Raw genomic sequence first — 24,888 nt, forward strand, 5'->3', positions numbered from 1 at the left:
GGTCTTAAATCTCTCTGTCTAAAGCTTTTAGCAGGCGGGCTTTGGTAATCACGCCGAGATATTGTCCGTTTTCATTTACAACGGGCGCTGCATAGGTTTCACTCGCCACATCAGTGAGTAGATCGCTTAATGCAGTATCGGGCGAAAGAGTTTTAACCTTTGGGTCAATCGCCGACATCAAGGTTGCTCGTTCGCGCGATGCCTTGCGTAAAGAATCAAGAGAGACCATGCCCAAATAACGTTCTGAGCGGTCTAACACAATACCAAAGTCCCAATCACTATCATCGATCAACTGCAGTGCTGCGCTAGCACCATCTTGCTCACTTTTACGGATCACTCGGGGTACATTACGCCGCGCAATATCTTTGGCTGCAAAAACATTGGAGACATCAACCCCTTTAAAGAATGACTGCACATAATCATTGGCAGGATTATGCAAAATATCATCAGGCGTGCCGATTTGAACCACTTCACCGTCCTGCATAATAGCGATGCGATCACCAATGCGCATAGCTTCATCTAAATCATGCGAGATAAAAACAATGGTTCGTTGGTCGTCATTTTGTAAACGGATCAACTCATCTTGCATCTCGGTACGAATTAATGGGTCAAGAGCAGAAAAAGCTTCATCCATCAGCAGAATTTCAGGGTCATTGGCAAGGGCACGGGCCAAACCAACACGCTGCTGCATCCCACCGGAAAGCTCGTCAGGATAGGACTCAAGATAGGGTTCAAGACCCACACGGGCCAATGCTTTACGCGCCATATCATGGCGCTCCGCCAACTCATAACCTGCTAGCTCTAAACCAAAGGCGGTATTGTCGATAATATTCATGTGCGGCATTAGGGCAAAAGATTGGAACACCATACTGATGCTCTTACGACGCACTACCCGCAGATCTTTATCGCTGATTGCAGCAATGTCTTGGTTATTTAAGAAAACATGACCACGAGTTGGGGTAATCAGTCTGTTCAGCAGCCGAACCAAAGTTGACTTGCCTGAGCCTGATAACCCCATGATGACAAAGATTTCACCCTCATTAATCGATAAGGACGCATCTTTAACACCAACGGTCAGACCGGTTTTTTGGAAAATTTCATCCTTTGATAACCCCTGTTCAATAAGGGGGAAAGCATGTTTTGGATCGTCACCAAAAACCTTGAAAAGATTTTTTACTTCTAATTTTACTGTCATAAATCCTACTGAATCCGACAAGTTAAAAAGGGATAAGGGAGTTATTTATATAATTTATAATTAGTACTCTAATGATTTTTGAATTTAATTGCAAACTTATTCGAATATTGAACCGTTTAAACAACCGAAAATATCAAATAGTTAGCCTAAAAAATCAGGAAAAATACATAAAAAATGACTCTTATATAAACGGACAGCCAAACTGTTATCAAAAAATGGCATTGTAATAATTACACCACGATTTATTATAACGCGATTCATTTTTCCGAAAAATGAATCGCGGCCTATACATGAAAAATCATGCCTTGAAGTACTCAGCTAAAAGCTTAGTTGATAAAATCTGAGGAAGGAGATAAATAAGGTGCTAAATACTGTGAATACAGCATTTAGCAATCAAAGAATTTTAACAACAGCATTCCAACTGCTGTTCAGTTGGAAGAGCGCTCATAGCGCCTTTTTGCGTGACGACAAAGGCCCCAACACGATTTCCAAGGCGCACCGCTCGTTCAATCACATCCGATTGGCGCCACACGGAGGTTTTTGCCAATACACTGAGCATCCCACCGACAAAACCATCGCCAGCACCCGTGCTATCCACCACCTGTACGCCGTCACACGCTGGTATATCAAGCCATTTTGTCGTATCAAGCACTTTCGCCCCAAGCGCTCCCATCGTGACCACCAGCAATGCCGGAGTCATGCTTGCCAAAGAGGTTAATGCCTGCGTTAGACCGGCCTCCCCGGTGAGAAGAAAGGCTTCTTCTTCACTGACTTTGACGACATCGCAAAATGGCAGTACCGACTGAATGGTCGTAATCATGCATGCCTCATCAGTCCATAATGATGGGCGAATATTGACATCAAAAAAAATTTTTGCGTCACACTGTTTCGCCTTTGCCATCGCGTATTTTGTGCTCGTGCGGCTCACTTCCCCTGCCAACGCAATCGAGCTTAACTGTAACCACTGACCTGCTTGAAACTGTGGCAGATACGCTGATTGTAAAAATTGATCCGCGCTGGGGTTAACCAAGAAAGTAAACTGGCGTTCACCATGGGCATCCAGGCTAACTAATACTGTCGAGGTCAAATGCGCTTCATCGACCACCAAATGCTCAGTATTGATACCTTCTTGGACCAAGGTGTCATTCATAAACTGCCCAAATGGATCGCCACCTCGGCAGCCGATAAAACCTGTCGCAATGTTGAGACGGCTAAGTGCTACCGCCACATTAGCCGGGGCACCACCGGGACATTGTCGATACCGCTGCGGCCCATCCGGAAGTAAATCCACGACCACATCGCCAAGACACCACACCTGAATATTACTCATACCACATCTCCTTACTTAATCGATCTATCACAGGTTGCACTAATGCGTGAATGGTAATGGCATCGGCCTGCCCTTCAAATCGCCCACAGTAGAGTGGCTGTTTGGCAAACAAACGACCGCTCATCACGGCTTCCCCGTCATTAATAAATAGCTCAAATGAGGAATTATCTAAAAACAGTTGCAACTGCCCAATCTTCCCTTGCCGACTATGATAATCACGGCGCGTATCATCCCCAAGCGCCGCTAATGAACCGCGATCAATCGACAGATGGCCTTGGTCATCCCAATGAATAACGAGTGCCGCATCATCATTGCCGATCACCAGTTGTCCATTAGATGTTAACACCAAGCAATTGATATAGGCGGCAGCTGCGCAGTGAAATGATAAATGGCCAACGATTGAGATCTCTGAACGCTCACAACGAAACAAATCAAAAGTAGCCGCAACAGGCCGCTGCCAGAGCCAATTATCCGACCAACAGCAATGCCGAGCCATAGTTAACTGATGGCACCAGCCTTCTTGATCTTGGGTCGGTTGCACTGCACTATCAGGTAACCCCATCCAGCCAATAATATAGATCTCCCCAACTGGATCTTGCGTGGTCTGCGGCGCATAGAATTCGAAGCCATGATCAAGCAGACGATAATCACTTGTAAACGAGATAGCTCCAGAGGATGGATCTTCATTCACGCAAAAGTAACCACTTAAATCTGGATTTCGATAATCAGGCAATCCAGTATCGATCCCTTGGATACAACACAATAATAGCGTTTGCTGATCAAGAACCACCCGATCAGGGCACTCCCACATATAACCGAGTTGATTGTTTGCCCAATTAATTGGGTGATGATAATGCCCCTGCAATTGCCAGTGCCCATCCGCTTGCTCAATCAGCAGCGCAATCCCACCTTGCAGAGTATCCGTTTGCGCGGCTAACCACATCCGTTTTTGTCCATCCACGACAAACACCTTGGGGTCACGCACATGGCCGGTAAAGCCTGCCAATTGTGAACGCCACAGCGGGCCATGGTGCTGATAATGGATACCATCATCACTTGTCACCAAACATTGATAACTCTCTCTTATTTCACCATGGCGTACATTCCCCGTATAAAAAAGTGATAGCTGTCCAGCTTGCATCAATGCCGTACCTGAGTAACAGCCATCTTTATCATACCAATGCTCTGGCGCCATTTTGAAAGGCTGCTGACGCCATTGCACCAAATCACTGCTTGTCATCAACCCCCAATGCTTGTTTTGATGACTGCAATCTGCGGGATTCCACTGAAAATACAACCAATATTGGCCAGCAAAATAGCAAAAACCATTCGGATCATTGAGTAGCCCAAACGGCGGGGCAACATGATATTGAGGTAGCCATTGCCACTCATGGTCATCAATTGGTGATGACGATAATTCTGATGAACACATACAAAAATCCCGTACTAACGAGGCAGACACCTATAACTTACGATAATTGTAGGGGATAAACCGTTACATGCAAACGGTTCCATATCGAGCAATCCATTTTGGTGACAAACCTCACAATTATACCTACAAAAAGTCGCACCAACCCTTATCAAGTCACAAATTTTTTCTTATCAGTTTGCTAAATCAAGTGTTTTTGCAAATCATAACAAGAAATCGGTTCCAATCAGTACGACCATCACCCTTGGTAAGTCATATAAGGATATATAATATGCGCACTCCATATCGCTCACTATTAATGCTTTCGATGATACTACCAGCTGCACTGGCACAAGCAGCTGATAGCACATCAACGTCACAAACCATGGCAATTAAAGACATCGAAGCACGGCTCCATCAGCTAGAGCAGCAGCTTAGCCAAGCAAAGATCGCCGATGCCCAAGCAGCAGCCAAGGCCGCTCGCGAAAAGCAATCGGCACATCACTTTGAATTTCACGGCTATGCTCGTTCAGGGCTCCTCGCCAGTGACCATTTAACGCCCACGCAAGGTGGTGTCAACATCACACCAGCGGGTAGCTCAGGCGGGCATGTGGGGCGGCTTGGCAATGAAAAAGACACCTATGTCGAATTAAATTTTGAAGACCATCAATCTTTTGCCAATGGCGCCAAAGTCCGCTATAAAGTGATGATGGCCGATGGCCAAGACAGTTACAACGATTGGACAGCTTCAACATCGCAGCTCAATGTTCGGCAAGTCTTCGTTGAAATGTCACATCTTCCTTCCTTTACTGGGGTATTCAAAGACAGTACGTTGTGGGCAGGCAAACGCTTTGATCGCAATAACTTCGATATCCACTGGCTTGATTCTGATGTGGTCTTTTTGGCCGGAACTGGCGGCGGGATCGATAATGTCAAATGGTCAAACCAAGCTCATTCCAGCTTTTCCATCTACGGTCGTAATTTTGATGATATCACCAGTAATACCATCCAAAATTATACCCTCACCGCCAACAACTACTACGGCCCTTGGCAGTTGATGTTAAATACAATGCGCAGCCAAAATAATCAACAGCGCAGCAACACTGGTCTAGGCAGTAGTCATGCCACCGATAGCGGGGTGAATGGCATGCTCGCTTATCATGCTAAAAGCTTTTATGGTCTCACTCAAGGGAGCGCTATGATTGCCTTCCTCTATGGCCATGGTCTGGGTGCTGAAGTTAAAAATATCGGCTCTGACGGTAAACTTCTTGATAGTGCCAACACCTATCGCTTAGCGACCTACGGGACCGTGCGTCTCACCCCAATTTGGAGTATAGCCCCTGCATTAATGGTGCAGCGCAGCCACAATCGCTATCTCAATGGGGACAAATATGATTGGGCAACTGCAAACTTACGGCTTAATCAACAATTAACCGAGAACTTCTCGATGCAATATGAGACCACCTACCAATACATGGATATCAATCCACAACAGCTCAATGGCAACAGTGCCGTAAAGGGTAGTTTTTATAAGGTAACCATAGCACCCACTTTTCGCCCTACAGCATTTAAGAGTTTCTTTGATCGCCCTGAAATCCGGCTGTTCGCAACCTATATGAACTGGTCCCAAGATCTCAATCACTACTCATCAAGTGATGCTTTAGGGGGATCGGGTTTCCATAGCGGCGGGCAAGTCAATGTAGGTGTTCAGATGGAAACATGGTTTTAATAGAAATCGGTTCCATTTCATTATCTAAGACCAAGGTTACTTTGTGATTGATATCACATTAAAAGGGTATTTTAGATCATGTTAATTCATATGGATCACAAACTACGGTGCGATTAATTGCCTAAAATAACACAGTCGCTAAGATAAATATGGAACCGTTCTCAAGATCACTATTGAATGGGTGATTGCATCACATTTTTTCAATGAATCACCCGTAGCGAGCCACAAGCTTTGCGCCCCGACCCCATTGCTGGTGTTCGGATGCACATAGGAGTTAAGAAAATGTCAGAAAAGAAAACTGCCCAGCAGATCCTCAAATTAGTGGGTGGTGCTGAGAACGTCGCAAGTGCGGCCCACTGCGCAACGCGTTTGCGATTGGTCTTACACGATACAAGTAAAGCCGATACCAAAGCGATTGAAGAGTTAGATCTGGTCAAAGGCGTCTTTACTAACAGCGGCCAATATCAGGTCATTATTGGTACAGGTCTTGTCAATCGAGTATTCGCTGCATTCATAGAAGCCGCAGGGATCAGTGAAGCCTCCACCGCCGATGTTGCCAATATGGGCGTTAAAAATAACCCTCTACAGGCGGCAGCGCGAACCCTATCGAATATCTTTGTACCGATTATACCTGCGATTGTCGCCAGTGGGTTATGTATGGGGCTACTGGGGTATTTGAAAACCAACAATCTCATCGATACCCATAATTTTTGGTATTTCTTGCTTGATATGGTATCCAGTTCAGCATTCATTATTTTACCTATTCTCATCGGCTTTGTCGGTGCGAAGGTGTTTGGTGGCACACCTATCCTAGGGGCAACATTAGGTGGGATCCTCACACACCCAGATCTTGTTAATGCTTGGAGCATAGGACATGGTTATCCAACCACCGAGTTATTCGGATTCCATATTGGTCTAGTCGGTTATCAGGGAACGGTATTCCCAATGCTGATTGCCGTCTGGTTTATGTGTAAAGTGGAAAAAATAACCCACAAGATTGTCCCCAATACGTTGGATATCATTCTAAGTCCATTCATTGTATTGGCAGTAACTGGCTTTTTCTCATTGGTTGCGATCGGTCCTTTGGGGCGTTTGCTAGGGACAGGCATCTCCACCGGATTACTCTATCTTTACATACATGCGGGTGCACTCGCAGGTTTTGTCTTTGGTGGTACCTACTCGATGATTGTAATTACGGGGATCCACCAAAGTTTCCATGCCATCGAGCTCGGCTTATTAGGCGATCCTAAAATCGGCGTAAACTTTCTATTACCGATCTGGTCGATGGCAAATGTTGCCCAAGGCGGCGCTTGTTTTGCAGTGATCTTTAAAAAACGAGATAAAAAAGTGACCGCGCTAGCGCTCCCATCTGCTGTTTCGGCTATCTTAGGCATCACCGAACCTGCGATTTTTGGGGTCAACTTACGCTATATGCGCCCATTTATCGGGGGCTTAATTGGGGGTGCTTTGGGCGGTGCCTATGTTGTTTGGGTCAAAGTGGGGATGACATCCGTAGGGTTGACAGGTATTCCAGGGTTAGCCATTGTGCGCAGTCAAGACGTCCTTCACTATTTAATTGGTTTTGCGATTGCCTTTATTGCAGCATTTATCGCGTCATTCATTATGACACCGCGCAACGCCAAACCGCTCGCCTAAACATCTTGCGCTAGCAAAGTAACATGTTCAGCGTCATCGCATCGATGACGCTGAACATTTGCCAATGACATCATCTAATATCGGTTCAGCGATATTAGGCATTCGCAGCGTATAATTGCGATTGAATAGTTTAAGATAGCCGCAAAACAGCACCATGCTCGTAACCTAACCTTTGCACAACACCAGCCACCGATACCGTGTTTCATTTCGGGGTTATGAACAAATATCAAGGGGATCGCCGCCTAAAGGCGCGCGGATCTTGCATCACTAGCCATCACGCTTTAAATCGATAGCTGCTTGCTGCGTTCACGATTCACTGAGCTGACAAGATGCTCGCCAATGAAAGTGACCTTGATGAATATGCGCATAGCGCTCCGTGGTTCTGCCCGTAATCGCCTCGAACAAAACTTGTGCCGCTTGTCGCCCTACCTCACTATGATCGTAATGCACCGAGGCCAATGGCGGAGTGAGTAATTCACATAACTCATCATCACCCACGCCAATAATCGCCACCTGTTGGCCGGGGATAATCCCAGCTTGGGTCATCGCCTTAGCCGCCCCCGCCGCTATACGATCAGTTACGCCAAAAATGCCATCTGGAATATATCCCTGCGCAAGTACTTGACGGGTTTTTTCCATGCCTGATTCAGCAAATAAAACGCAATCACTCACATAATGACATTGTACACCGGCCATACTCAACGCATCTTCAAAACCGCGCCGCCGCTGGCGTCCTAAGGCTACATCCATCGGTGAGATCCCTAAGAAAAGCAGCCGCTTACACCCTTGTTCTAAGAGCTGTTGCCCAGCCATATAGCCGCAGCGATAGTCATCATAAAAAACACTGGGAATTTGATGCATCGATAGGTCTTGACCAACCACAACCACGGGGGATTGCGAGCCACCTAATGTCTCGATTAATTGCTGATCATAACCGGCCACCAGAACAATCATCCCATCGACTCCTTTGGAGTTGAGAATTTTGACATAATCGCTGGCTTTTTCAGTGCTCATACCCGTATTCATTAACAACATTTGAATATGCTGTGACTCGAGTTCAGCGGACATCCCATGAATAAAACTTGCGACCGATTTTGACGTCATCAGCGGGACGATAACCCCCACCATATCTGAATGGCGAGCCTTGAGGTTTTTAGCCGCCATATTCGCGGTGAAGTGTGATTCATCGATGATCGCCTGAATTCGAGCGCGCGCCTGAGGGTTCACACCGGGACGATGATTCAACACCCGAGAGACGGTCGACTTGGACACCCCCGCAGCAACGGCAATATCAGCAATGGTTTTCATGACTATCCTTTCATTTCATCTATAAGAGAGATGCTATCATTAACGGAGAAAACAAAGAATATTCACCATTATTTGATATCAAAGAAGCGCTGCAACATCGCTTGCAGTGTTTCTTTGCGCAGTGGTTTACTAAGCAGTTCATTCATGCCGCAACTTAAGCATCGCTCCCGCTCTTGAACATTGGCTGTTAGTGCAATAATCGGGCAGTGAATCCCCCGCAAACGCATCTGCTGGGTGGTTTGATAACCATCGATGCACGGCATTTGCAGATCCATCAAAATTAGTTCAAATTGACTCAGAGTGTCTAAAGCGAGGGCTTTCTGACCATCATCGACTAAGGTGACATGGTGGCCTAATTTTTCCAACATTAAACGGATAACTAACTGATTAGAAGGGCTATCTTCCACCACTAATATCCGCCGTGCTTGAGCACTTGGAACAAGCCTCACTGACGGATGTGCTACAGCGGCCACTTTTGAGCGCACCATCGGCAAACGCAAAATAAATTGCGCTCCTTGCCCTGGACAACCATGAACAGATAGTTGCCCATTCATCGCATCCACCAGTTGTTTGACAATCGATAAACCCAAGCCAGTGCCACCAAATTGTCGAGCATGGCTTTGACTCAATTGCCGAAATGGTTCAAATAACACTGGAAAATCATCAGTTGCAATGCCAATCCCTGTATCCGAGACTATCAATTGCAGTTGACATTGATCCGCATCTACCGACACAGAAAGCATTTTTGGCGCAGTCAAACTCACACACACCTCACCACGTTCAGTAAATTTAATACCATTGCTGACCAAATTAAGTAAAATTTGGGCTAATCGATAAGGATCGCCCACCAGCCACCAATCGGCGCAATCATCGATATCAATACGTAACCTCAGCCCTTTGGCTTGGGCACTTTGACTCAACTGTCCGATCACCTGTTCGATCACTTGGCGAAACTGGAAATTTTGATGTTCTAGCTCTAAACGTCCCGCTTCTAGTTTGGCAATATCTAACACATCGTTAATGATATTGAGCAGTAATCGCGAAGCCCGCTGGGCATTTTCAAGTAACTGGCAGGCATGCGCAGACAAAGGTTCTTCACTAAGCAGATCAACCATCCCCACCACAGCATTCATGGGCGTGCGGATCTCGTGGCTCATCATCGCTAAAAACTCCGATTTGGCCTGATTCGCAGTTTCCGCATCCTCTTTGGCTTGATTCAGAGCGCGGCGATCGGCTCGCTCTTGGGTGATATCACGGACACTGCCCCGATATCCAGCAAATTGACCCTGAGCATCCACATAGGGTTCGGCACTAAGTATTCCCCAAAATGACTCGCTACTATGTTCATCGAGCGTGAACAATACATTGTGCAGCGGCTGGCGAGTTTGCAACAATTGAGTCAACTGAGGCAACAAGCTATGCGCCGAGGCATCGGTAATTTGCAGTGACAATAATGATCGGCCCAGCAAGTTACTATATATGGGTTGGCTTTCAGCGCTTAATCCCGAAGAGATGAAAATAAATAATAAATCCTGATCGGTTTCCCAAAACCAATCAGAAGCCGTTTGGGCAAAGCTCTTGAAACGCTGTTCGCTACGTTGTAATTGTTCAGTGCGCTGCGCCACCATTGTTTTGAGATGCTCTTGGTATTCCAAATTCACCAATTGTTGACGCAAAAGTGGCTGTAACCGTTTTAACAGATGCCGTTGATTCTGACCAAACTGCCCCGTCTTTTGATCGCCTAAAATCAATAACCAACTATCCACCTCACGTTTCATACCGCACGCCAGTGCAGAACCATAATAACGCTGTAAACGACTAGGAAGCGCTTTAAATTCATGAATTTGCATCGGTGCAAAAATAGCGCTGACATCGCCATCGGTCACACGTGCTGTCCACTCACTGGCGTGCCAGAAAAACGTATCTAGGTCCTCGGAGGGGGCGACGTTATGCCAAAATAGTTGCCACCCTGAGTTTGCTGATTGGTAGAGAATTAAAGCATGTTGATAGTGAAAAAACTGACTGAGCAATTTCAAAAAGATTTGCCAAGCTTGACCCGGTTCAGTCGCCAAAGAAAGTCGCCGATTACCTTCAAGGATAAGCTCGGTATCGATGCGTCGCTGGCGTTCACGCTGATTCGTTTTCGTCAGTGACTCTAACGACTCACGTAAATACTCTTCATTCACCGAGATGGGTGGTTTCATAGCAACTCTCTTTGATAGAAAACCACTGCCGAGCACATCAGATTCCCATGACCATTTTTACCCGTCATAAAATGCCCTTGCTCACCAAAGGTAAAAGCACCGGCAAAAGGTAACTTCTCACCTAAAGAACGACGGATACTCGCAACAACCGCATCGACATCATCATGCACCGCCAACATACAGCCCGCACAATAGATCACCAAAGCGCCGATCGGCTCTTGATGAGAAAATGGATCGGTTAAGCTAAGCTGAGTCACCCTTCCGCCTCGATGGATCAAACTCTGACGAGAACCTTCCATTAAGTACAATAACTCGCCGCACTGCACATCAGCAAACAGCTCTAATCCAGCGTTTGAATCAACGGCGCTCGGGTGAGCTAGTTTAAAGATAGGAAATTGATCAAGCTGTCCGGCTATACGGCCAATCGGATGGAATGCACCTTTTTCTAAGATAGAATGTGGATAAGAAAAATCAGAGGTAGGTTCGTCAATGGCTTCTAAATAAACTTCAGCGGCAGGGCGATGGTCAATCATCTCAATGGTACGATGATGGCTGGCAGTCACTGTTCCCAGGGCTCGGCTCGCAACATAACCACTATGAAACGAATAACCGATCTCCCCCCCTGGAAACAGGGCTGCCACTGCTACACCCTGTGTGGTTACCGCAGTCTGATTAAACAAACTCCAGTCACCCAAAATATATTGATCTGCGGCGCTGCCCCCAGCAATAGGTACTTGATCACCAACCATCTCTTCAAGAGCCGCAATCATCTGCGTTTCAAATCCTGGAGAGGCGTGTAGCCAAATAAGTTCAGGCAGTTCACCGAGACGACCGGCGCCAGCTAAAGCCTGTTGTAAGGCGCTTTGACAAGCTTGATAGACACTCGCGTCGTCCGTTATGTTATCAATACATTCAAGACCTGTGCCATAATGACCATAGTCATCCCAAATCGCCCATAAAGTTAGTCCAGCCCCGCTCTCACTGTGAAAACCATCAGCAGTCATAACGCCCTGACAACTACTACAGGCAATGATTGGTATTGATAAAAATGCAAATTGCAATTTATTTGCAATTTGCAAATACTGATGTTTTGCAGAATAGTAACAGACTATAAAATTAGGGGGACACGAAGCATCTTGGGTGAGTTGTTCAATCACTTCACAACACGCTTTTTCCGTATCATCGAGTACTGAAAAAGCTGTTGCTATTTTCATCTGGGGCATCGTTTAATAACGCTGTTTCATCACATCTAATGTTTGAGTATAGACGTCAATGAAGTCAGGCAACAAACGTTCGACTGTTGCTGTATCATTTACTTTACACGCCATGTCTAGCTCGGTCGCTGCCACAGCCAAACGCAAACCACCATAGCTTGCGGCGCTACTTTTAAGAGTATGAAATAACGCTCGCAATTGATTCATATCTTGATGCGTATCTGGCGCATTCAACGCGGCCAATTTCGGTTCGTTCTCGTCGATAAAAACGTTAAACAACTCGGGGAGCATGCTACTGCCAATATCTTCAGCAAGCTGGTTTAAAGTTACTTCACACAGTAATGGTTGCATTGAATGATCCAGCCATAAATACTAAAGAGTAATTTAAGCAAAATTCACACCTAATTATCCCAACTCTGTAATTTTCTATACAAAGTTGAAGGGCTCACTTCTAATAAACTAGCTGCTTTGGGAATATTACCATCACAGAAGTCTATTGCTTGCTCAATAGCCCGGCGTTCTTGCTTCCATAATGGGTCTACATGCTTCACGACTGCCGACTCTGTACTCTTGAGCTCGGCGGTTAAAGTGCGCGCCATCGTATCAACTGGTTGCACTTGACTTAAAGGTGCCGGAAACATTACGGGCGTAATCTGCTCACCGTCGTTTAATACCACTGTGTTACGAATGACATTCTCAAGTTGGCGAACATTGCCTGGCCAGTCATAATGTAACAAAACTTGCTGAGCAGATTGATCAAAGCTACAAAAGCGGCTTTGTTCCTCTTCACTAATCCGCATCAATATATGTTGGGCAATTTGTAGCACGTCGTCACCTCGCTCACGCAATGGCGGCAAGTGCAGTGGAATCACATGAAGTCGATAATACAAGTCTTCGCGAAAACGCCCCAAACGCACCTCTTCAAGCGGGTCCCGGTTGGTCGCACAGACAAAGCGAACATCAACTTTTTCAGTTTGACTACTGCCAACAGGTTGAAAGGTGCCTGTTTGAATAAACCGTAGTAGCTTACTTTGTAGCTCTAAGTCCATTTCACAGATTTCATCTAAAAATAGTGTCCCGCTGTTAGCCATCTGAGCAGCGCCTTTTCGCTCATGAACTGCACCGGTAAATGCCCCTTTAAGATGTCCAAAAATCTCACTTTCCATCAAGTCTTTTGGGATCGCAGCACAATTAATTGCAATAAAAGGGGCATCTTTACGACCACTGGCTTGATGCACCGCCGAGGCGCAAAGCTCTTTGCCGGTACCACTTTCACCTGTCACAAAGATAGTCGCTTTGCTATTAGCGGCGCTCTCAATCACTCGATAAACACGCTGCATCGAGAGGCTATTGCCGACAAAGTCAAAATAGTTTTCTCGGTTGGGTTCGTGGGCCCCATGTACCAACTGATTTAACCGTCGGATCTTGAGCGTATTGGCTAAGGTAACTTTCAATCGTTTGGCATCAAACGGTTTAGAGAGAAAGTCACTGGCGCCAAAGCGCATTGCATCAACTGCTTTATCCACCGAACCATGGGCGGTAATAATCACCACTGAACAATTTAAACCTTGCTCGTAGATCCGCTGCAGAATATCCATACCATCCATATCAGGAAGCATTAAATCGAGCAATAGCACGTCGGGCCATTGCCGTTCAAGATAGTCGAGCGTTTCTTTGCCCGAACTAACTTGTTCTAACTGAATGGATTCATCTCGCAAGTATGCTTGATACATGGCCGCTAGTGATGGAGAGTCTTCTGTCAGCAACACTCGCGGTTTATTCATCACAACATCCTTCATCGGTTACTCAATATGGCCTTAGTTACTATTTAAATAATAACAGATTACGCATAAATTCACCTAGAATATAGGCACGGGAGGCTCATGCTACTCGCCTTGAATCGTGGCGACAAGTCGACGGGGACCACCATGATTGCGAAACTCACACAGGTAGATCCCCTGCCAGGTCCCTAAATTCAAACGCCCCTTGCTAATAGGCAGAATCAGTGAGGTGCCCATTAGGCTACTTTTCAAATGCGCAGGCAGGTCATCACTCCCTTCAAAAGTATGGCGGTAATAGGGCGCGTCTTCAACAACCAGATGATTCATGACCCGCTCAAAATCTTGGCGCACCGTCGGATCGGCATTTTCATTGAGGGTCAACCCTGCTGATGTATGTTGGATAAACAAATGCAGCAAGCCAATTTGCACGGTTTGGATCGCGGAGACAGCCGCGACAATTTCATCGGTGATAAGATGGAAGCCCCGCTGACGCGCGGCTAAACACAGCTCTTTTTGTATCCACATCAGTGATGGTCTCAACATATTTTAATACAGATTTAAGCATCGCTTTTGACGCTCTGGCCCAACAATAGCGATAGGTACTGATGATCTAACTCATGTGCCAATTCGTCAAGAAACGCCTGCATAAAAACAACTCGACGTTCAGCTTCTTGACGCCCGACATCACTTGACATGGTTTTAGGCAAAGCCAACAGTTTTTGATAAAAATGATCCAAACTAGCCACTTGATCATTCGGCTCCCTCTGCAGGCAAAATGGGTCAGATTCTTGATAAATAAAACGCTTTAAGCTACCACCCACGGCAAAACAGCGAGCGATCCCGATTGCCCCTAGAGCATCGAGACGATCAGCATCTTGCACAATTTTCGCCTCAAGTGTCCGCGCTGTGATATCAGCACTAAAGCTGTGCGCTTCAATGGCATGGCAGATAGGTTCAATCCATTGCTTTGGATAATACCAGTTAATGAGTTGGGCGCGAGCTCGCTGCGCGGATAATCGAGAGGCCTGTCGACGCAGGGGATCAGACTTACCAACCACCACGCAATCATGCAGCCAAGCGGCTGGCAACGTAATGGCAAGGTTCGCCTCTGACTGCTCTGTTAAATGCTTGGTGAGTGCAACGACTCGGCGAATATGCGCAATATCATGGGCGCTATCCCCTTGTACTTGGGCGATAACAAACATTTCAAAGAGGGGTTCCCACTGGGCAAAATCTAACATTACTGCGCACCTGCTCAATTTATCAACATCGCCTCAGTGTATACTAAACTTGCTCAAAACAGTGCGAAGAAGGTAGATATAGTTGGTAAAATTGTACTAGCGGTAATTGGCTGCCTACCAGCGACTCTTTAAGCGCCTTAGGCCAACGCTTTATATGGTATTCAAACCGATAGGCCAACTGTTTATTGCCAACTTTACAGCAATAAGCGAGCGTCAATGGACCCTTGCCTTTTAAATACTTCGCCGCTTGTCGTCCGCTGCATTGATGCTGGGCAAACCGACGCGCCACATCGGTGGTCACGCCAGTATAAAGCTGGTTGGCACGAGTACGGATAAGATATACCGACCAACTGTTCGAGCTTTCACTCACCACGCTCTTCAATACCTTCAATTAACCAGTCGGCATTAGCTTGATCAGCACTGCGGCGTAAATGCCAAATCTCATCGATAGCCTGTTCATTGCTTTGAGTATCTTTATATTTACCGATAAAGTGGACACTCAGTTGTTGATAGAGCTTAGAACACTGGGCTCGAACAAGACTCGCCTCAACATATAGGATCTGGTTGCTCAGTGGTTGCGAACCTAATTTCGCGCGCTCATCGACCAACTGCTGGTACAACTCAGGAGCCACATAATCGCGGATGGTCGGAAGATCATTGTGATTCCACGCCGTTTGAATGATGTTGTAATGTCCCCGAGAACCTTCTAAGAATCCAGAAATATCAAGATCTTTAGGAATATCAAAAGGCACATCATCAGTTGGCGAAGCGCTCTCAGCCGCAAATGAATGATTAGTCGGTTCAAACGGCTCAGGACTGCTGCGAGTCTGCCAAGGCTGCTGCGCACTGCCATTCGCCTGCGCATTCACCGCCTTGGCCTGCATCATGGCGCGCAAAATTCGAAAACCGATAAAAGCAATCACTGCGATTATCAACATGTCCATTATTTGTAATCCATGGAAAGCGCCACTACCAAGCAGCCAGGCAAACAGCCCGCCGGCAAGCAAGCCACCGAGTAAGCCCCCCATTATTCCAGGGCGGCGCACATTGCTTGCAACGCCTTTTTGCCCCGCACTCTGGCTCGTTGGGCGCTGCGTTAGTGAGTTGTGAGGCGCCGTGCGAAAGCTTTTACCAAAGGACTTGCCACCGCCAAACTTACGAGCATTAGCATCCAGTGATAAAGTCACGACCGTCAGTGCGACCAGCAATAAAGTCGATACACGTTTAAAGGTCATTGCTATTGATTCCAATTAAAAGACACGGGGTTAAGTGTAGGGGGTTTAGCGATAAATACCATTCGGCTGTAACAGGGATCAGCATCGGAAAAACCGAACATTATAATTATTAACTGCGATTTTCAAAGGATCTAGTCCCCTTGCCAGAGATAGCTGGGCAAAGGGATCCGTTCGCCGATAAAAGCAATCCCTTCACACTCAAGCAAATAACGTTGCCGCTGATATTGGCTACTGAGTGGCGGGAAAGAGAGTTTACCCCGCGCGTTGACTACCCGATGCCATGGCAGTTGACTCTCACGGGGCAGCTTTTTAAGGGCTCGGCCCACCGCTCGCGCCATCCGCGGAAATCCTGCCATCGCCGCCACCTGTCCATAGCTTGCAACCTTACCCGGTGGAATACTGGCAATCACCAGATAAAATTGCGCGCGATAATCCGGTTTCATTGGCGAGTCACTCATCATTGATGCCTTTGAATAAATGCATGAGAACCTCTATGACCTGTGCGTACAATAAATCATATCCCAATAATTACTGTTCACTACGCTCTTCAATTCCTTCAATCAGCCAACTGCTGCTAACGCGATGACTATCACGACGTAAATGCCAAATCTCATCAATACGCACTTGGCGACCATCCGTCGTTTTATATTGGCCATTAAAATGTACGCTGACCTGCTGCTGACCGGAATATTGCTGAGATCGCACCAGTGACGCATCCACATAAAGAATTTGATTATTCAGTGGTTGAGAGCCAAATTTGGCTCGCTCGGCCATCATCTGTTGATAAAGCTCTGGCGCAAGGTACGGACCAATGGTGGAAAAATCATTATGATTCCATGCAGTTTGCAAAATATGGTAGTGATTTTTAGCACCTTCTAAAAATCCATTCACATCAAAACCGGGCGGCAAGTCAAACTCTTTGGCACTTCCCCCACCTTGATTGAATAGAGATGGACCAGATTGACCCAAATTACCGCGATGGCCTCGAATTAAACGCCAAACCACCCAGCCAATCAGCAGCCAAATCAATAGATGTCCAAAGCCAAAACCACCGTAACCACCGCCATAACCATAGCCATGATGGCCAAACATAGAACCAAGGATCCCCCCAACGACTAATCCGCCGAGTAGTCCATGACTAAACCGAGGCCGTGAATAGCCTGAGACAGAGCCATTATTATGAGCATAGGAGGGATGATAAGATCGACTGGTATGATAACTATGTCCCCATGAGTGACCGCCACCGAATTTACGAGCATTGGCATTCAGCGACAAAGTTAAGGTGGCTAGTGTGACTAACAACAACGCTAAGATGCGCTTAGTCATAAGAATCCTCCCGAAGCGCATCTGCGCCTTCTATAAGTGTTACTTAACTATTGATCCAGACAGCAATAGCCCATTCCCACAGATTCGGCCATTCAATCTCGCCTTCCTCTTCATCCCCTTCAAGCCAGCGACCCACCCCGCCATCAGGGTCAATATAGTAATACCCCTGATCAAAGGCACAAATTGGCAACAGAAATCGTGGCATCCCGTGATCCCACGCCAACGCAGCGACCTCCGGCAGATAGGTATGTTCAAAGGGATCGGCTGCGGTTACTGGCTCAAGCGAGCCACAAATGACATCACTGACAGTGAGAAGAAAAGCCCGTAAGTCACTTGGCATAGGCATATAAACCTGCTCTTCAACTTGTACGATTTGTTCATCGTTAGGTAAACTTTTCGGATAAGCGGCAGGCTGATGTGCTGCACGAATTTGGTCAATATAATCGTCCATCGTTTCCTCACAGATGTCTTAAGAAGGCTCAGTATAAAAGAGCAAAGCAAATGGGGAAAGGATAACTATAAATTAACGCTTAACTGAGCCTAAACGTTTAAAGCAAGTCTCACCAGCGCGGTTTTCGGCTCTAAGGAAGATCGCATACATACTGTTTTATCAACATAGCATTAGACTATGCGAAGTCTATCTAAAACGCCCTGCAGATAGCAAGAATAAACCCGTTGAGAACGGGGAACATTGCTGCAATGGCGATAAAAATCTGTTCATCTTGCCTATATTTTTCTAACTCAATTGTGTATAAACATTGTTCCCCATGTTGATTCATTGCGTGATAAAACTATTGTTCGCGCTTCAATATTTTATCTATGGATAACTTGATTCACGCGCTCTTTCATTGATTTTGGATTTACAATTATGCACATAACCCGTCTACTCAAAGTAGCCGTTATCAGCACTTTATTAACGGCCTACAGCTCAGTCTATGCATCAGTTACTGATGTGATCAAACTATCGACGCCTACTGCTAGTGTCGATTCTCACAATGCAGTGTTAATCTGGAGCGCACCATCAAACGAAACAGCTATTGATGATTATCAAGTCCTAGACGATGGTAAAATCATTGCCACAACGAGCCAGAACAATAACAACAACTCAGCCTCTTATCCTTTCATTCAACTGTTTCAAAACAAATATCAAGGTGATCACTTTACCCAAAAAGTGATCTGGCAGAATGCAACCATCACCGGCCTTCACCCTAACCAGAATTATCACTTCCAGGTGCAAGCGCTCAATAACCATCACCAAGTTATCGCGACCAGTAATACCTTGAGCGTGACCACCACCACCACACCAAAGGTCATTAATATTACTCACTATGGCGCGCAAGGAGACGGTCATTTTCTCAATACACAGGCCATTCAAAATACAATTAACAGCTGTTCATCAAACTGCGTCGTTGAAATTCCAGCAGGTCAATTTGTCACTGGCGCACTATTTCTACACAGCAACATGACCTTACAGCTTGACCAAGGCGCTGAGCTGATTGGTTCCACTAACAGTGCTAATTATCCATCAATAAACGGTACACCAGCAGCACTTATTAACGTTCAAGCATCATCGCAAACCCCAGCTAAAAAATATCAAAATATACGCATTGTGGGGCAAGGCAGCATTGATGGCCAAGGCTGGAAAACCACACCCGGTTATAAAAACTACTCTGGGGATACGCAACAACATTACCTTCATGGGAGTAATACACTCTATTCAACCTATGGTCTCTTAGCTAAATCCCAAGTAGACAGTTGTGTCAATTCAGGCATGTCAGTGCATAGCGCCTATAGTAAATGTCGTTCAAATCTTTTGTACGTACGTAAAGCGACTAACTTTTATATGCAAGGTGTAACCTTAAAAAATCCGTCTTATCATGGCATTGTTAGCTCCAGCACGAAAAATATGACGCTGAATAGCGTGAGGGTGCAGACTTATGATGTGAATAATGGCGATGGTATTGATGTCAGCCGCAGTGACAATACAACGGTCTTTAACAGCTATTTTGATGTCGGTGATGACGCAATTAATTTTGCCGCAGGTGCTGGAGCCAAAGCAGCTAAAGAGAACGGCGTGAACGGCGCATGGCTGTTCAATAATTTTATCGCGCATGCCCATGGGGGGATCGTGCTAGGCAGTCGAACAGGTTCTGGCATTCAAGGCATTCTGGCTGAAAACAATGTACTGGTTGGTACGCAAGTCGGGCTACGAGCCAAAAGCGCTGATGATATCGGTGGCGGAGCCAGTGATATTACATTCCGGAATACGGCGATGGCTGGTTTAACACGCAATGCCATTGAAGTGACGCTACAATATGGCGATCCAAATGGGACTTCCAGCTATAAAGCGGCCAGTAAACCTGCACAATTTTCAAATTTTCATATCTCTCATGTGTCGGTAAACACAATCACGGGTACAAAACCATCCATCTTCATTGTTGGTGATTTCCACCACAAAACAGGACACCGTCAGTTGATGTTTGATGATGTGCGCTTCAATCAGGTAATGCCGACCGATATTGAAGATTTAAGTGACAGTCAGTTTAACCATGTAACGTTTACTCATCTCAAGCAAGGCAACGATCCTTGGCATTTTCGTCATGTCAGTCAGGTCACCGTCGATGACAAAGAAGTGCAAGCACTAAACTAAGTCTCCAGGGCAAGAGCGTGCATGTTTTTTAACCAACGTAGCCAGTTGACCTGTTTATAAGTCTGGAGTTATCTTACGCCTTTATTAAAGTGAAAACTCTGGACATTGACGCTTTTTCTCAGCATTTCAAGAATATTCAAAACCCTCGACAAGAGGCTAAAATCACTTATTCTCTGTTTGATGTTCTATTTTTATCGATTTGCAGTGTGATGAGTGGCGCTTCTGGCTGGGAGGATATTGGAGAAGCACATCGCCTCTGGTTACAGGAAAAAGGGCTTTTCCCTCAAGGTGTGCCAACTCACGATACCATTGCTCGTATCATTTCTCGGCTCAACACAACCCAGTTTCGACAATGCTTTATCTGCTGGGCGAAATCCGTCTCAAAACGAACCTAGGGGAATATCATTGCCATCAATGGTAAAACACTCAGAAGTTCTTATAATCGAGAGAATAGCCAATCCGCCAGATAAGTGCCTTCGCCACACGCAATGGTGTCGTCATGGGGCAAATAAAGACAGAAGAAAAGTCGAATGAAATCACGGCTATCCCAGCACTACTAAAGCTTTTGTATATAAAGGATACCTTGTCTCTATTGATGCCATGGGATGTCAAAAAGACATTGCAAAGCAGATTGTGACACAAAAAGGCGATTACCTTTTAGCGGTGATCGCTTGCATCGTGCGGTTAAACAAGCCTTAGCCGGGAGTATTTCTCTTCCTGTTGATCCGGACATTTCTCAGAGCCATGGACGCTACGAGGCCAGAGAATATAAGGTATTGCCCGCCACGGCTTTAGTCGGGTCATTCGAAAAATGGACAGTATTGGCGTCGCCATGGGTTATCGCTTTGAAAAGAAAAGCCAACAATACTCTTTAGAATACCGCTACTCCATCAGTTCTGCTGAATTAGACCTATCCAGATTTGCTGGAGCCGTTCGAGGTCATTGGGGCATAGAGTATTTAGATAAGGTGCTAGCGGCAGGCCTAAAAGTCGTGGCAGAAGAATGAGTGAGATGGAGCAGGGTTGATCAAAATATGTTCACGCTCTTGCCCTGCCTGTTGGTTTACCTTTAATTGTTTCAAAATAAGCACACATAGGAACAATTAAGCTTGGCATTAACTCTAAAAATCGCGTGTGGCTAAGTAACTTAGGAAAATATTTCTTCCTGTACATTGATACATAATAATATATAAGTTATTGAAATATAAATATTTTTACTAATGAAAGGCAATAACAATCGTTATGCATTCACTCATGCTCATTCTGGAATTTCTTCTGCGTTTACGAGCACCATCAGTTATTAACTTCTGTTCAAAAACAGGTATAAATTTATCGCAAAAATCATCGGCATGGCAAAAGACCGATACTAAATTATGCATTGGCAAGCTCTCAGAAATAATGAATTCATTGATCTGATCGTGAAATGCATTTTTAGTTCAATTATATTGAAATTTTATCCCGAGCTGATATGTATTAAAATTGCCGCGCAAATGGCGATATTGATTGAGCCATAAGCCCATGCACAAGGCCAATATCAGACCATGAAATCCACTCCAGGTGTAATCACTCGGGCAGGCGCGTTTGCAAATAATTTAAAAATAGCGCGACCAATCTATTTCTTTCTAGGGGGATTTTGTAAAAACCGTACAGTGTGCGACTGGGGCTGGTGTAGTCTGAGTTGATCTGCACCAAGGTGCGCTGTTTCAGTTTTTCCACGCAATAGAGGGTGGGTAAGAGTGCAATACCACAGGATTGCACGGCGCTTTCTAAGAGCGATGACAGGCTATTACTGGTCATTCTCGGGACAAATTCAATTTGATGGGTTGTGCCAGATTTATGCTTTAACTGCCACGTTGTTGATGTTCCTGAGCCCAGCCGAGAGAGGAGTGGCAACTGAATGAGATCTTCGGCGCAATCAACGTGATGCTGCTGCGCAAAACTAGGGCTGCAGACCAATACATCATGCAGTGATGTGATTGCCTTTGCATAAAGTGGCGTATCGGGAAGGGTTGTATAGAGCGAGAGGTATAGATCACAGTCGATGCTTTTCATCGTTTGATGTTGTGATAACGCCTGCAGCTCTACATTGATCAATGGATAGTGTTGCAAAAATCCTGCTAAAAGTGGCGACAATATTTGCTCGATAAAGGCCATCGGGGCGATGATATGCAGCCGCCCTTGGGGCTCGTTAAGATAACTGCTCACTAATTTTTCCGCAATATCCGCTTGCTCAAGTAACTGCAAACACTGCTTGGCGAGTTTTTCGCCCACTTCGGTCAGATGAAATTGGCGTACATTACGCTCAACCAGCGTCACCCCCAACTGCTGCTCGAGGTGTTTTAAACGCCGACTTAAGAGTGATTTTGACAGTTTATAACGGCTTGCTGCCTTACTGATCCCCTGTGCCTTGGCGATCAGTGCAAAATAAGCCATGTCATCTAAGTTCATCGTTCGTCCTATATCTGCAACACTGCGTTGCAGTATTGTCTATTTAACTTAATTATTGCAACCGCCATAATCACTTTGTCATTTAATAAAGGAGCTCAAAATGAAAATATTACATATTGATTCTAGCATGGCGGGTGAACACTCCATCTCACGTGCAATGTCCTCATTGATAGTTCAGCAATTGCTGACAGCACATCAACAGGATGAAAACCAAGTTATTTATCATGATCTCTACGCACATCCTCCCTCTTTTCTCTCGGCTGTGGCCATGAAGGCAGTGCGCAGTGCCAACCTTGAGGGGCTATCTGATAAGGAACAAGCGGATGTTCGCGCGATTCACCAAGCTATTGATGAGCTTTTTGCCTGTGATGTGCTGGTTATTGGCGTGCCTATGTATAATCATACTATCCCCGCGGTGTTACATGCTTGGATTGATCAAATTTGTCAGGCTGGAAAAACCTTCCGTTATACGGAAACAGGCCCTGAAGGCTTAGTGGCAAATAAACCTATTTATATTGCTTCCTCCCGAGGTGGGATTTATTCCACGGCGGAAACCTTGCAATATGACCAACAGGAGGTCTTCATGAAATCAATACTCAGTCTACTGGGCTTACAGGATATCCAGATTTTCCGCGCTGAAGGTATCGGTCTTGTAGAGCAGAGAGAGCAACGATTACTTGCTGTACAACAGCAGATCCAAGCATTTTCTTGGGGGCGAAACCATCAGGTGCAAGCCACCAGTGTGCCATTTATGGCGGAATAAGTAGCAAAAAAGCACATGACGCTGGCCTTCGGAGAAAACGTTAGCGATCGCAGCAATCGAGATGTTCTTGGGGTTATTAAAAGCTGCGCATCGGGTCTAAAATAGTGTGTTGATGCGGGACTCTTCCATTCGTTGTTGAGCGAGATTTATGGGCGATAGAGGAGATCCTTCTATATTTTCTGCAGCCTATTTTCGGCTTCACGTACAGCAACGAATCGCCTTTTACGACTCCAATCGTATGCAACGAGAAAAAACATGGCGGTACCTGTCATGCCGCTAAGCGTAGTGATGGAAAGCGCACATCCGAACGCCCTTGGACCGTCGAATAAGTTTGTTGCTGTCCAAGAGCTATCGGGGCAAGGCCTGCACCCCAAAAAAGTGCCATAATGCGTGCTTGCATAAGTCTAGGCGTCACCGACTGAATGAGCATCGCAACAAGTGCCACTAACGATCCTTGACCAAGCATGTCGATAGCGCCAGTTACAAACAATGCCGTAAAGCTGCTTTGTCTGGCAAAGATAGCGAATGGAATAGCTAGAGCACATGCAAGAAAAGCTAAAGGGAAGATTCCCTTCCAGCCTTTCGCCCGACGAGGGCGGGAAGCAACCCAAGTCCCATACGACTGCAGGCGCGAACGTCAATGCCATCATCGATCCAACCTCAACCTGTGCGGACTGAAGCTGATAACCCTTTGCAAGTAGGCTAGGTAGCCACGCAGCGCTACCTTTAGATACCATCGCCAACAAGCCAATTTCAAGCAGGAGGCCGAACTGATCATCTGTCATACCAATCTCGTGATCGATCGGTACCACAAGCAGCGATAGGACCAGGCGATCGAGCCAGGAGATAACAGCGATCAATCCAAGAAGCCCAATGGTTGTCCGGCCCGGTACTAGGGGGAGATTTTTGTGCGATCATGGGGTTAAGCTTCTCACCGCTGCACCGCATCACGCAGACTTCTCGGAGTTAACTCATGCGCTCGTTATTGGAAGAAAGCGAGCGTAAATGGGTTGTCTGAACAGATAAATAGTGTAAAAACTCTAAGTCGGTATGTGCCCCGTTGCGAGATAAAAAAACCAACTCGCAAACGCCCTCATAGTGAGTTATAAACTTACAAAATTATGGCCAATTTTACTCAGCCACAACACATGCTTTGTTCGGCTTTAAAATACTTTAGGGGATGAAATTGTGGTGCTGATAGGCAGATTCGAACTGCCGACCTCACCCTTACCAAGGGTGCGCTCTACCAACTGAGCTATATCAGCATCTACAAATAAACGGGCAAAAAAAAACCCAGCAAAGAAGCTGGGTTCTAAATAAGAAGCCTGGCCGTGACCTACTTTCACATGGGGAAACCCCACACTATCATCGGCGCTGCTGCGTTTCACGGCTGAGTTCGGC

Annotated in this window: 23 protein-coding genes, 1 tRNA gene and 1 rRNA gene; 6 read left to right on the forward strand and 19 right to left on the reverse strand. The window is 45.9% G+C overall.

From position 1 onward, the window contains the following. Positions 1 to 4: 4 nt before the first annotated feature. The 3 genes from proV to ABUE30_RS17385 form a co-directional block, all read right to left on the reverse strand. Positions 5 to 1,195 (reverse strand): glycine betaine/L-proline ABC transporter ATP-binding protein ProV, encoded by a 1,191-nt coding sequence (gene proV / locus ABUE30_RS17375; protein ID WP_408625102.1) that lies wholly within the window; start codon positions 1,193 to 1,195, stop codon positions 5 to 7. Between the two features lie 403 nt (positions 1,196 to 1,598). Beyond that, on the reverse strand, positions 1,599 to 2,525 hold the full coding sequence (locus ABUE30_RS17380; RefSeq protein ID WP_408625103.1) for an aminoimidazole riboside kinase: 927 nt from the start codon (positions 2,523 to 2,525) through the stop codon (positions 1,599 to 1,601). Then, entirely contained in the window at positions 2,518 to 3,957 is a 1,440-nt protein-coding gene (locus ABUE30_RS17385; RefSeq protein WP_408625104.1) for a sucrose-6-phosphate hydrolase, read from the reverse strand. The genes ABUE30_RS17380 and ABUE30_RS17385 overlap by 8 nt, the downstream gene beginning before the upstream one ends. A gap of 268 nt (positions 3,958 to 4,225) precedes the next feature. Between ABUE30_RS17385 and ABUE30_RS17390 the strand changes: the two genes are divergently transcribed. Together ABUE30_RS17390 and ABUE30_RS17395 are read left to right on the forward strand one after the other, a co-directional pair. Next, positions 4,226 to 5,662, forward strand: coding sequence for a carbohydrate porin (locus ABUE30_RS17390; RefSeq protein WP_408625105.1), 1,437 nt, complete (start codon positions 4,226 to 4,228; stop codon positions 5,660 to 5,662). Between the two features lie 282 nt (positions 5,663 to 5,944). Continuing rightward, positions 5,945 to 7,318 (forward strand): sucrose-specific PTS transporter subunit IIBC, encoded by a 1,374-nt coding sequence (locus tag ABUE30_RS17395; protein WP_408625106.1) that lies wholly within the window; start codon positions 5,945 to 5,947, stop codon positions 7,316 to 7,318. Positions 7,319 to 7,624: 306 nt separating this feature from the next. Here ABUE30_RS17395 and ABUE30_RS17400 read toward each other — a convergent pair whose 3' ends face one another. The 12 genes from ABUE30_RS17400 to ABUE30_RS17455 form a co-directional block, all read right to left on the reverse strand. Next, positions 7,625 to 8,626 carry a LacI family DNA-binding transcriptional regulator gene (locus ABUE30_RS17400; RefSeq protein ID WP_408625107.1) on the reverse strand — a complete coding sequence of 334 codons (1,002 nt, stop codon included), beginning with the start codon at positions 8,624 to 8,626 and terminating at the stop codon, positions 7,625 to 7,627. 68 nt (positions 8,627 to 8,694) lie between these two features. Next, positions 8,695 to 10,830, reverse strand: coding sequence for an ATP-binding protein (locus tag ABUE30_RS17405; RefSeq protein ID WP_408625108.1), 2,136 nt, complete (start codon positions 10,828 to 10,830; stop codon positions 8,695 to 8,697). Beyond that, on the reverse strand, positions 10,827 to 12,044 hold the full coding sequence (locus ABUE30_RS17410) for an FIST signal transduction protein (protein ID WP_408625109.1): 1,218 nt from the start codon (positions 12,042 to 12,044) through the stop codon (positions 10,827 to 10,829). The genes ABUE30_RS17405 and ABUE30_RS17410 overlap by 4 nt, the downstream gene beginning before the upstream one ends. Positions 12,045 to 12,056: 12 nt before the next feature. Next, positions 12,057 to 12,395: an Hpt domain-containing protein gene (locus ABUE30_RS17415; RefSeq protein WP_408625110.1), complete on the reverse strand. Its 339-nt coding sequence runs from the start codon at positions 12,393 to 12,395 to the stop codon at positions 12,057 to 12,059. A gap of 50 nt (positions 12,396 to 12,445) precedes the next feature. Beyond that, positions 12,446 to 13,828: a sigma-54-dependent transcriptional regulator gene (locus tag ABUE30_RS17420; protein WP_408625111.1), complete on the reverse strand. Its 1,383-nt coding sequence runs from the start codon at positions 13,826 to 13,828 to the stop codon at positions 12,446 to 12,448. A 102-nt stretch (positions 13,829 to 13,930) separates the two neighbouring features. After that, entirely contained in the window at positions 13,931 to 14,350 is a 420-nt protein-coding gene (locus ABUE30_RS17425; RefSeq protein WP_408625129.1) for a secondary thiamine-phosphate synthase enzyme YjbQ, read from the reverse strand. Between the two features lie 32 nt (positions 14,351 to 14,382). Beyond that, positions 14,383 to 15,066, reverse strand: a complete 684-nt coding sequence (locus tag ABUE30_RS17430) for an HD domain-containing protein (protein ID WP_408625112.1) — start codon at positions 15,064 to 15,066, stop codon at positions 14,383 to 14,385. Positions 15,067 to 15,109: 43 nt separating this feature from the next. Continuing rightward, positions 15,110 to 15,436: a GIY-YIG nuclease family protein gene (locus ABUE30_RS17435; RefSeq protein ID WP_408625113.1), complete on the reverse strand. Its 327-nt coding sequence runs from the start codon at positions 15,434 to 15,436 to the stop codon at positions 15,110 to 15,112. Continuing rightward, positions 15,429 to 16,301 carry a Tim44 domain-containing protein gene (locus ABUE30_RS17440; RefSeq protein ID WP_408625114.1) on the reverse strand — a complete coding sequence of 291 codons (873 nt, stop codon included), beginning with the start codon at positions 16,299 to 16,301 and terminating at the stop codon, positions 15,429 to 15,431. The genes ABUE30_RS17435 and ABUE30_RS17440 overlap by 8 nt, the downstream gene beginning before the upstream one ends. 131 nt (positions 16,302 to 16,432) lie before the next feature. Beyond that, positions 16,433 to 16,759, reverse strand: coding sequence for an MGMT family protein (locus ABUE30_RS17445; protein WP_408625115.1), 327 nt, complete (start codon positions 16,757 to 16,759; stop codon positions 16,433 to 16,435). 70 nt (positions 16,760 to 16,829) lie between these two features. After that, entirely contained in the window at positions 16,830 to 17,627 is a 798-nt protein-coding gene (locus ABUE30_RS17450) for a Tim44 domain-containing protein (protein WP_408625116.1), read from the reverse strand. Between the two features lie 43 nt (positions 17,628 to 17,670). Further along, the gene (locus tag ABUE30_RS17455; protein WP_408625117.1) at positions 17,671 to 18,078 is read right to left on the reverse strand and encodes an SMI1/KNR4 family protein; all 408 of its coding nucleotides are present in this window, start codon (positions 18,076 to 18,078) and stop codon (positions 17,671 to 17,673) included. A 417-nt stretch (positions 18,079 to 18,495) separates the two neighbouring features. Here ABUE30_RS17455 and ABUE30_RS17460 point away from each other — a divergent pair, with 417 nt between their 5' ends. From ABUE30_RS17460 to ABUE30_RS17470, 3 genes are all read left to right on the forward strand, one after another. Continuing rightward, positions 18,496 to 20,277, forward strand: a complete 1,782-nt coding sequence (locus ABUE30_RS17460) for a glycoside hydrolase family 28 protein (RefSeq protein WP_408625118.1) — start codon at positions 18,496 to 18,498, stop codon at positions 20,275 to 20,277. Between the two features lie 89 nt (positions 20,278 to 20,366). Then, positions 20,367 to 20,672, forward strand: a complete 306-nt coding sequence (locus tag ABUE30_RS17465; RefSeq protein WP_408625119.1) for a transposase family protein — start codon at positions 20,367 to 20,369, stop codon at positions 20,670 to 20,672. 416 nt (positions 20,673 to 21,088) lie between these two features. Then, complete coding sequence (locus tag ABUE30_RS17470; protein WP_408625120.1) at positions 21,089 to 21,283, forward strand: hypothetical protein; 195 nt, start codon at positions 21,089 to 21,091, stop codon at positions 21,281 to 21,283. 556 nt (positions 21,284 to 21,839) lie between these two features. Here the strand turns inward: ABUE30_RS17470 and ABUE30_RS17475 are convergent. Continuing rightward, a complete protein-coding gene (locus ABUE30_RS17475; protein WP_408625121.1) occupies positions 21,840 to 22,724 on the reverse strand; it encodes a LysR family transcriptional regulator in 885 nt (294 codons plus the stop codon). Between the two features lie 100 nt (positions 22,725 to 22,824). Here ABUE30_RS17475 and ABUE30_RS17480 point away from each other — a divergent pair, with 100 nt between their 5' ends. After that, positions 22,825 to 23,487, forward strand: coding sequence for an FMN-dependent NADH-azoreductase (locus tag ABUE30_RS17480; protein ID WP_408625122.1), 663 nt, complete (start codon positions 22,825 to 22,827; stop codon positions 23,485 to 23,487). 268 nt (positions 23,488 to 23,755) lie between these two features. Here ABUE30_RS17480 and ABUE30_RS17485 read toward each other — a convergent pair whose 3' ends face one another. The 3 genes from ABUE30_RS17485 to rrf form a co-directional block, all read right to left on the reverse strand. Beyond that, complete coding sequence (locus ABUE30_RS17485) at positions 23,756 to 23,953, reverse strand: hypothetical protein (RefSeq protein WP_408625123.1); 198 nt, start codon at positions 23,951 to 23,953, stop codon at positions 23,756 to 23,758. Between the two features lie 723 nt (positions 23,954 to 24,676). Next, positions 24,677 to 24,752, reverse strand: a tRNA-Thr gene (locus tag ABUE30_RS17490). Positions 24,753 to 24,810: 58 nt separating this feature from the next. Continuing rightward, positions 24,811 to 24,888: ribosomal RNA gene (gene rrf / locus ABUE30_RS18565) — 5S ribosomal RNA — on the reverse strand; the annotation flags it as partial.

It is taken from the genome of Celerinatantimonas yamalensis, assembly GCF_046054155.1.
In the GTDB taxonomy this organism is placed as follows: domain Bacteria; phylum Pseudomonadota; class Gammaproteobacteria; order Enterobacterales; family Celerinatantimonadaceae; genus Celerinatantimonas; species Celerinatantimonas yamalensis.

Coding starts and splice junctions, on each gene's coding strand:
- ABUE30_RS17485 (WP_408625123.1), bottom strand. CDS start 23,953: ATGCTTGGTCAAGGATCGTTAGTGGCACTTGTTGCGATGCTCATTCAG.
- ABUE30_RS17410 (WP_408625109.1), bottom strand. CDS start 12,044: ATGAAAATAGCAACAGCTTTTTCAGTACTCGATGATACGGAAAAAGCG.
- ABUE30_RS17470 (WP_408625120.1), top strand. CDS start 21,089: ATGGACAGTATTGGCGTCGCCATGGGTTATCGCTTTGAAAAGAAAAGC.
- ABUE30_RS17395 (WP_408625106.1), top strand. CDS start 5,945: ATGTCAGAAAAGAAAACTGCCCAGCAGATCCTCAAATTAGTGGGTGGT.
- proV (WP_408625102.1), bottom strand. CDS start 1,195: ATGACAGTAAAATTAGAAGTAAAAAATCTTTTCAAGGTTTTTGGTGAC.
- ABUE30_RS17380 (WP_408625103.1), bottom strand. CDS start 2,525: ATGAGTAATATTCAGGTGTGGTGTCTTGGCGATGTGGTCGTGGATTTA.
- ABUE30_RS17480 (WP_408625122.1), top strand. CDS start 22,825: ATGAAAATATTACATATTGATTCTAGCATGGCGGGTGAACACTCCATC.
- ABUE30_RS17455 (WP_408625117.1), bottom strand. CDS start 18,078: ATGGACGATTATATTGACCAAATTCGTGCAGCACATCAGCCTGCCGCT.
- ABUE30_RS17405 (WP_408625108.1), bottom strand. CDS start 10,830: ATGAAACCACCCATCTCGGTGAATGAAGAGTATTTACGTGAGTCGTTA.
- ABUE30_RS17430 (WP_408625112.1), bottom strand. CDS start 15,066: ATGTTAGATTTTGCCCAGTGGGAACCCCTCTTTGAAATGTTTGTTATC.
- ABUE30_RS17390 (WP_408625105.1), top strand. CDS start 4,226: ATGCGCACTCCATATCGCTCACTATTAATGCTTTCGATGATACTACCA.
- ABUE30_RS17475 (WP_408625121.1), bottom strand. CDS start 22,724: ATGAACTTAGATGACATGGCTTATTTTGCACTGATCGCCAAGGCACAG.
- ABUE30_RS17385 (WP_408625104.1), bottom strand. CDS start 3,957: ATGTGTTCATCAGAATTATCGTCATCACCAATTGATGACCATGAGTGG.
- ABUE30_RS17440 (WP_408625114.1), bottom strand. CDS start 16,301: ATGACCTTTAAACGTGTATCGACTTTATTGCTGGTCGCACTGACGGTC.
- ABUE30_RS17415 (WP_408625110.1), bottom strand. CDS start 12,395: ATGCAACCATTACTGTGTGAAGTAACTTTAAACCAGCTTGCTGAAGAT.
- ABUE30_RS17420 (WP_408625111.1), bottom strand. CDS start 13,828: ATGAATAAACCGCGAGTGTTGCTGACAGAAGACTCTCCATCACTAGCG.
- ABUE30_RS17450 (WP_408625116.1), bottom strand. CDS start 17,627: ATGACTAAGCGCATCTTAGCGTTGTTGTTAGTCACACTAGCCACCTTA.
- ABUE30_RS17460 (WP_408625118.1), top strand. CDS start 18,496: ATGCACATAACCCGTCTACTCAAAGTAGCCGTTATCAGCACTTTATTA.
- ABUE30_RS17425 (WP_408625129.1), bottom strand. CDS start 14,350: ATGTGGATACAAAAAGAGCTGTGTTTAGCCGCGCGTCAGCGGGGCTTC.
- ABUE30_RS17445 (WP_408625115.1), bottom strand. CDS start 16,759: ATGAGTGACTCGCCAATGAAACCGGATTATCGCGCGCAATTTTATCTG.
- ABUE30_RS17400 (WP_408625107.1), bottom strand. CDS start 8,626: ATGAAAACCATTGCTGATATTGCCGTTGCTGCGGGGGTGTCCAAGTCG.